Below are 6,832 nucleotides of genomic sequence, written 5' to 3'. Positions count from 1 at the left end.
AGGCCGCATAACCCTCTACTTTTAACGGCGGTTTAAAATGGGGGGATTACACCCTGAAGCACCTGACCAGAAAATCTACTTAACTCACATAAAAAAGTGATAATCGTTGAGCCTTCATTAAAAAACCTTTATGGATATTCTGTTTTTATTAAGTTCATCTTCTTTATAAGCCAACGAGCACCTTAGTCCAACGAGAAAATAAATCGGTTCTTCACTCCATGCACCTCCAGTGGCGTGCCATTTTCAATGCGAGGCTTGTACTTAAATCGCTCGGCGGCTTTTATCGCTGCGCTATTAAACACGCTGGTTGGTGTGCCATCCAAAGTGTTTGCCTGCAATACGGTTACGTTTCGCGTCGCGCCGGTGCGGGTCACTGTGAAGGACACAACAACCTCACCTTCCATCCCCCGTTTCAGAGCCGTCCGAGGATACTGAGGCGCGACTTTTACAATAGGCAGATAATCACCAGGCTGAGCTAAGCCGACCTCTAACGTCGCATCCCTCTGCGCGGGGAATTGCGGTGTAAAACGTCCGGGATCAACCACCTCAACCACGACTTCATCGGTTATTTGAGGAGTTTCGGGTGGCGCCGGTGGCGCTTCAGGACGGGCCAGCAGATCAGGAAGGATCGTTTTGATCGTCGTATCAGGCATCACAACCTTGCCGATATCCACCGACGCTTCAGGTTCGGTATAAACGTAATCTACTTGAATTAAAGTCGCCATCACTAAAAGCAGAGCGGCGGTGGCCGCCATACCCAATGGAATTGCGCTAAAGCGCATTACAGTTGCTGTGGTCATATTCCATTACCTCACACGTACTATGTTTGATTGAGTTACCTTGTTACCACCTACACTGTAAACATAGTCAAACAACAGATGGCGCGCAAATCTTGTTTGGCAATAATAGCGTCCTATACAGAGCCTCTTGGTTATTTCGTACTTCTAGCAAAAGAAATTACTTATGGCGCAACAACGCATCCAGCTCATCCACTACCTCGGCCCAATCGGCATCGTTGCTGACCGCCTCACGCAGTAATTGGCTTTGTGCTTTACTCCAAAATTCCGCGTCTGCCAGCTTGAGCTCTGGCGCTAACGGCCGGTGACGTTCGATAAACTGCTCAATACTGGCCGAATCGCTCTCCAGCCCCAATTGTGCAAACAAAGCAGACAGTGGATGTACGGGGGATTCCATAACAGACCTCTTTGACGAAAGTATAATGTTTGAATATAGACCCATTGTGCACCGGTGGCGAACCAAAAGAAGCCGCCACGGTCTGGCCAGTAAAGACTTGCCAAGCACCACGCAAAACCAACACGATGAATGGATCGACAAAAGAGGGATTAAATTATTCGGTCGACGGTTTTAATAAGTCTCGCAGTTTATCGATCGCTTGTCGTAACTGCCGGTAATCGGCATCTAGCAAAGGCTGTCGTTTAGGACTGTCGCTCACTCCAGGGCCACTTGACGCCCGCTCAAAAAAGCGTGATTCGGCGGGAGTAAACACACGGGACTTACTGCCATCGCGGGCGGTGCCGTTCATGCTGGCCCAACCGTCGACGATAATATGTGCATCCATCCAAGTATCGACGTAGATGGCCGAACCAATCGCCTGTGGGTCGGCGTAGCGGCCATCGGCAAACGTGGTTGTTGGGTGCCACGGACGCCCCAACGAGGTGCTGTGATCGGGCACACCGGTTTCACGGGTTAGCCGCGAGTGTAAAAACACCAAACCAAACGGTTGGGCAATATTTGTAGATGGCGCGGTAATATGGCCTTGAATATCACCTGACGCAAACGGCTTGCCGCGTGTTCGCGAGCGTATCTCGCACTGATCAAACACGACAAGGCCATCGCCAAAAATAAAATCGACATTGCCGCTAACGGTGGACTGATAAAAGTAGCTGCGACCACCGTCAGCAAACACAGTATCCTGGTAACCATCGATGCGCGAGTCATTGATATAGGTTAAATCGCTATCAACATCTAACAATAAAGCCACCGCCTGTGAGTGACGCACGCGGTCCGGGTGCGCTTTAGGAAGAGCGTCGTTCGAGAGAAAATCAAAGGTGTTTTCAATGTGTAGATTACTAAGTACGGTATTGCGCGCATTCACCGTTACGGTCGCGGAGCCTGGGGTCCCCCAATCGTCACGATGATACTGCCCCGCCATAGCGGCATAGGCATCAAAATAAATACGCGGTTTTGCGTTACCCGATGAAAGCCCAATTAACGAAACCTGATCGCGCTCAATGGTGATTTTTTCGTAGTAGTCGCCCGCCAGCAGCGCAACCCGATAACGCCCTGACTTGGGGGCCGCCGCCAATGCGGCAGAGACAGTCGAAAATCGTGGTAGGTCGCGATAGCCGGCGGGTACGCTCGACTCTTTAGTGGAGGGCGCCAGCGTAACCAGTGCATCAAAGGCAGGCTCGGCACGTGCCAAACCCGCTCCTGTCAGCATCAGCACAACCACTAAGACAAACTGTACGCCCCGAAACCAATCGACGTTTATTAGCCCGAGTGAGCTGCGCCCCCAGACCATCACGCCAACTCGGCCTTAACAGCGGCAAGTACGCCTTGCTCATTAATGCGGGTAAGCCACTCGGTTGTAGCCGCCAACACCTGAGCATTGCCACCGAGTGCGGCGCCAAACACCTCTTGCATATTCAGCACCGCTCGGACGGTTTCCTCCGGTGTGTTACTGGCATCACACAGGGCTTTTAAATCAGCTGCTAACGGATCTTGCACATCAATAACGTCGCCTTTTTCGTCGACGCCAGAAACATAACGAATCCACGCAGCCAAAGCCAAACACAACAAATCAATATTGCCTTCGCCGTCCAACTGAGCTTGCAATGTTTGCAGCCAGCGCTGTGGAATTTTTTGTGATCCGTCCATCGCGATTTGCCACGTTCGGTGCTTTAAACCTGGGTTAGCAAAACGCTCGCGCAGCTCAACTTTATAGTGTTCCATATCAAAACCAGTAGGAACACTGAGCGTCTGACTTACTTCGCGATCCATAAAGGTTTGGCATAGTTTGGCCAATACCGGCTCACGCATAACTTCACTAACGTAATCGAAGCCTGCCAGATAACCGCAGTAAGCCAACAGCGAGTGGCTACCGTTTAACAGGCGCAACTTCATAATTTCGTAAGCGTGAACATCATCAACCAACAAAGCGCCGGCATCTTCCCAAGCGGGTCGCGCCGAGCAAAATTTATCTTCAATCACCCACTGACTAAACGGCTCGGCCAAAACCATGCCCTCATCACGCAGACCCAGCTTACCTTCAAGCTCTTGGCGATCGGCATCGGTGGTTGCCGGCACAATACGGTCGATCATTGTGCAGGGGAAGGTCGTGTTGGCGCGAATCCAAACCGCCAGTTCGGCACTCGCCTTCTCGGCATATTGCAGTACAACTTTCTCTAGCACTTCGCCGTTGTTAGGCAAATTATCGCAACTTAGGACGGTAAAGCTATCGATACCGGCACGACGCCGTGCGTCCAACGCCGCGACAATATAACCAATAGCCGACTTAGGCGCCTCAGGGTTTACTAGATCATGCTGAATGTCGGGGTTGTTCAGATTTAAATTGCCGCTCGCAGGATCGTGACAATAGCCTTTTTCAGTAACAGTCAGGGAGACAATTTTAATTTGTGCATCGGCCATAACCGATAACAAGGCCGCGGGTGACTCCGGCCCCACCAACACCTCTTTGACTGCGCCCATCACTTGAAACTTTTCACCATCAGCACCGCGCTCGACGATGGTGTACAAACCGTCTTGTGCTGCCAGCTGGTTTTTTACCGTGGGAGAGCGCAAACTCGCCCCAATGATTTGCCAGTCGGTGGCGCCTTTGTTAAGTAGCGCCTCGGTGTACCACGCTTGGTGGGCGCGATGAAACGCGCCTATCCCCAAATGGACAATACCGGCTTGGGCGCTAGCGCGGTCGTAGCTCGGGGTACTGGCAACCTGGGCCGCCGTAGCGAGCGTTTGATTATTTAAGCGTTGCATGAAAGATCCTTTAATCGAGCTTATAAGCCTGTTTAACAAGCTTGTAGGTCAAATCGATAGCGACTTCTCGGGCTTCGTCTTCTGGTAGACGATGCTCAGCCACCAAACGCGCCAAGAAATTGCAATCCATACGGCGAGCCACATCGTGGCGCGCGGGAATCGACAAAAACGCGCGAGTGTCGTCGTTAAAACCAACGGTGTTATAAAAGCCGGCCGTCTCGGTGATTTGCTCGCGGAAGCGACGCATGCCCTCTGGGCTATCGTGGAACCACCAAGAGGGACCCAACTTAAGCACCGGGTAATGCCCCGCCAAAGGCGCCAGCTCGCGGCTGTATACTGTTTCGTCCAAGGTAAAGACGATAATCGACAAGCGGGTATCATTGCCGTACTTATCCAGCAGGGGTTTCAACGCATTCACATACTCTGTTTGCGACGGAATATCGGCGCCTTTATCGCGACCAAAATCGCGGAACACGTTGGGGTTGTGGTTGCGGAACGAACCGGGGTGAATTTGCATCACCAAACCATCTTCGATACTCATGCCAGCCATTTCCGTCAGCATCTGGCCACGGAATAGCTCGGCTTCCGCAGCAGAACACTGACCGGCCAATGCTTTAGCAAATAGTGCCTCACACTCGGCATGCGACAAGTCGGCGGTCGTCGCGGTGGGGTGACCGTGGTCAGTCGAGGTGGCGCCAAACGATTTAAAATATTCGCGGCGATTCATCAAGGCCGCCAAATAGCCAGCCCACTTGCTGGTATCTTCGCCTGTAATATCACCCAACTTAGCAACGTTAGCCGCAAAACCTTCAAAGTCTGGGTCGACAACCGGATCGGGTCGATACGCGGTAATCACACCTCCACCCCAACCGCTTTCGCGAATCTTTTTGTGATGCCGCAAGTCATCCAATGGCGACTCGGTGGTTGCCAAATACTCGATATTAAAGTTTTCCATTAACGAGCGCGGCAAGAACTCGGGCTTTTGCAGGTAACTGTTAATGCGCTCGTAGTAAGCGTCCGCCGTATCGCCACTTAAAACCTGATCCAGCTCGAACACTTCTTTAAATACATAATCAAGCCACATGCGTGATGGCGTACCACGAAACGCCCAATAATGGTCGGCAAATAAGCGCCAGATTTTTTTCGGGTCTTGCTCGACGGCAATACCAGACTTACTGGGAACCCCCAGCGACGGTAGAGAAACACCCAAGCTGTACAGCATACGAAAAACATAGTGATCGGGTTTGATCAGCAAGTCCGCCGGGTTGCCAAACGGCTGGTTGTCGGCAAACCAACTCGGGTCGGTATGACCATGGGGGCTGACAATTGGCAGGCCTTTAACTTCTTGATACAGTCGACGCGCAATAGCACGGGTAGTCTCGTCCGCGGGAAACAGACGATCTGGGTGTAAATTAAGTGCACTCATGATGACATTATTACCATTGTTAGGAATTCGGGCAGAAATCAGTCTGACCAGCCTTTGGGGTTTTACGCCTTAAGGTATGACCAATTTATAGTTACAAATGCGCACGCTTATGTCAATGCCACACGCACATCAAGGCGCCAATCAAAGCTCATTAAGACTGACGACTAGCAACGCCGTACAGAGCCTACAAAGCATGTTTGGCACCCCGGATAAAGGCACACACAAATGTTATGGTTTTTACGACTATAACATGATGCAACCTGAGACCACAGATGCAAAGCGCCATAGCGCCGCGACAACTTGCAAACCGGCCTGACCAATTGTAAAATTCCGCGCGAGCGATAACGTTTAAGTAACGGCCCCACAGCACGCGGTGGCCCCAAAAATAGAGAGTGTAGACACCATGGCAAAAATTGCCTGTATCGGCGAGGTTATGATTGAGCTCGCCGCCAGCGAATCGACCGCCAACGGCCGCGAAGTTAAAGCTTTGTCCTACGCCGGCGACACCTACAATACCGTGGTGACCTTAGCGCGCCTCGGCACCGATACCGCTTATGTCACCCGCCTCGGTGACGACCACTACAGCGATGCTATTATTGCGCGCCTGCAAGCCGAGCAGATCGATACGAAGTCAATCGTCCACCAAGCCGGTACCGTGCCTGGGCTATACATGATTCATAACAGCTCGGATGGTGAGCGCGAGTTTTTTTACTGGCGCTCTCAGGCGCCGGCAAGACAGCTGTTTAGCCAGCAACAAGAAATCGCGATGCTCGAAGAAACCCTCAGCGATTGCGACATGATCTATCTGTCTGGCATCACCTTAGCCGTGATCAGCACGCAAGCACGCCAGCAACTGCTAGCCTTCTTGCGCCGTTTTAAAGAGCGCGGCGGCCAAGTCGCCTTTGACAGCAACTACCGCCCTCGCCTTTGGCAGACACCCGAGCAAGCACAGCAAGCCATGAGCGAGCTGCTCTCAGTCACCGATCTGGCGCTGCTCACGCTCGACGACGAAGAGTTGCTTTGGGGCGATGAAGGCGACGCTATCGAGGCCGTTAAACAGCGCTACGCCGATGACGGCATTGCCGAGATAGTCCTTAAACGCGGCGCCGAAGACGTAATTATTCTTAATGGAGACCAGCAAACTCGCGTTGTCGTCCCCAAAGTTGCCAACATCGTCGACACCACCGCCGCCGGCGACACTTTTAACGCTGGGTACTTAGCCGCGCGCAGTGCGGGTGAATCGGCAGAGGCAGCAGCGGCGCAAGCATGCCGCTGCGCGCGAGTGATTATTCAGCACCGTGGTGGCGTGATTGACCGAGAGCTTTACCTAAGCGAGCTGGAAAAAGCCAAGCCGTAAACGAGTGCTGTGAACCCACAACCAAAAAACGGCGC

Annotated in this window: 6 protein-coding genes; 1 reads left to right on the top strand and 5 read right to left on the bottom strand. The window is 52.3% G+C overall.

What is annotated here, in order from left to right; all coding sequences use genetic code 11:
• Positions 1-182: 182 nt before the first annotated feature.
• The 5 genes from AACY82_RS17050 to uxaC all read right to left on the bottom strand — a co-directional run bounded on the left by AACY82_RS17050 (position 183) and on the right by uxaC (position 5,440).
• Entirely contained in the window at positions 183-800 is a 618-nt protein-coding gene (locus AACY82_RS17050; protein WP_339618055.1) for an energy transducer TonB, read from the bottom strand.
• A gap of 157 nt (positions 801-957) precedes the next feature.
• Positions 958-1,194, bottom strand: a complete 237-nt coding sequence (locus tag AACY82_RS17045; RefSeq protein ID WP_339618054.1) for a DUF2789 domain-containing protein — start codon at positions 1,192-1,194, stop codon at positions 958-960.
• A gap of 154 nt (positions 1,195-1,348) precedes the next feature.
• The gene (locus AACY82_RS17040) at positions 1,349-2,542 is read right to left on the bottom strand and encodes a pectinesterase family protein (RefSeq protein ID WP_339618057.1); all 1,194 of its coding nucleotides are present in this window, start codon (positions 2,540-2,542) and stop codon (positions 1,349-1,351) included.
• The gene (locus AACY82_RS17035) at positions 2,542-4,014 is read right to left on the bottom strand and encodes a mannitol dehydrogenase family protein (RefSeq protein WP_339618053.1); all 1,473 of its coding nucleotides are present in this window, start codon (positions 4,012-4,014) and stop codon (positions 2,542-2,544) included. Before AACY82_RS17035 ends, AACY82_RS17040 begins: the two co-directional genes overlap by 1 nt.
• A 10-nt stretch (positions 4,015-4,024) precedes the next feature.
• On the bottom strand, positions 4,025-5,440 hold the full coding sequence (gene uxaC / locus AACY82_RS17030; protein ID WP_339618052.1) for a glucuronate isomerase: 1,416 nt from the start codon (positions 5,438-5,440) through the stop codon (positions 4,025-4,027).
• A gap of 403 nt (positions 5,441-5,843) precedes the next feature.
• On the opposite strand from uxaC, the gene AACY82_RS17025 reads away from it, so the two are divergent.
• The gene (locus tag AACY82_RS17025) at positions 5,844-6,797 is read left to right on the top strand and encodes a sugar kinase (protein WP_339618051.1); all 954 of its coding nucleotides are present in this window, start codon (positions 5,844-5,846) and stop codon (positions 6,795-6,797) included.
• Positions 6,798-6,832: the final 35 nt, after the last annotated feature.

Source organism: uncultured Gilvimarinus sp., from assembly GCF_963972205.1.
Lineage (GTDB): Bacteria > Pseudomonadota > Gammaproteobacteria > Pseudomonadales > Cellvibrionaceae > Gilvimarinus > Gilvimarinus japonicus.
This window is presented reverse-complemented; position numbering and strand designations above follow the sequence as displayed.

Coding starts and splice junctions, on each gene's coding strand:
- AACY82_RS17035 (WP_339618053.1), bottom strand. CDS start 4,014: ATGCAACGCTTAAATAATCAAACGCTCGCTACGGCGGCCCAGGTTGCC.
- AACY82_RS17045 (WP_339618054.1), bottom strand. CDS start 1,194: ATGGAATCCCCCGTACATCCACTGTCTGCTTTGTTTGCACAATTGGGG.
- uxaC (WP_339618052.1), bottom strand. CDS start 5,440: ATGAGTGCACTTAATTTACACCCAGATCGTCTGTTTCCCGCGGACGAG.
- AACY82_RS17025 (WP_339618051.1), top strand. CDS start 5,844: ATGGCAAAAATTGCCTGTATCGGCGAGGTTATGATTGAGCTCGCCGCC.
- AACY82_RS17040 (WP_339618057.1), bottom strand. CDS start 2,542: ATGGTCTGGGGGCGCAGCTCACTCGGGCTAATAAACGTCGATTGGTTT.
- AACY82_RS17050 (WP_339618055.1), bottom strand. CDS start 800: ATGACCACAGCAACTGTAATGCGCTTTAGCGCAATTCCATTGGGTATG.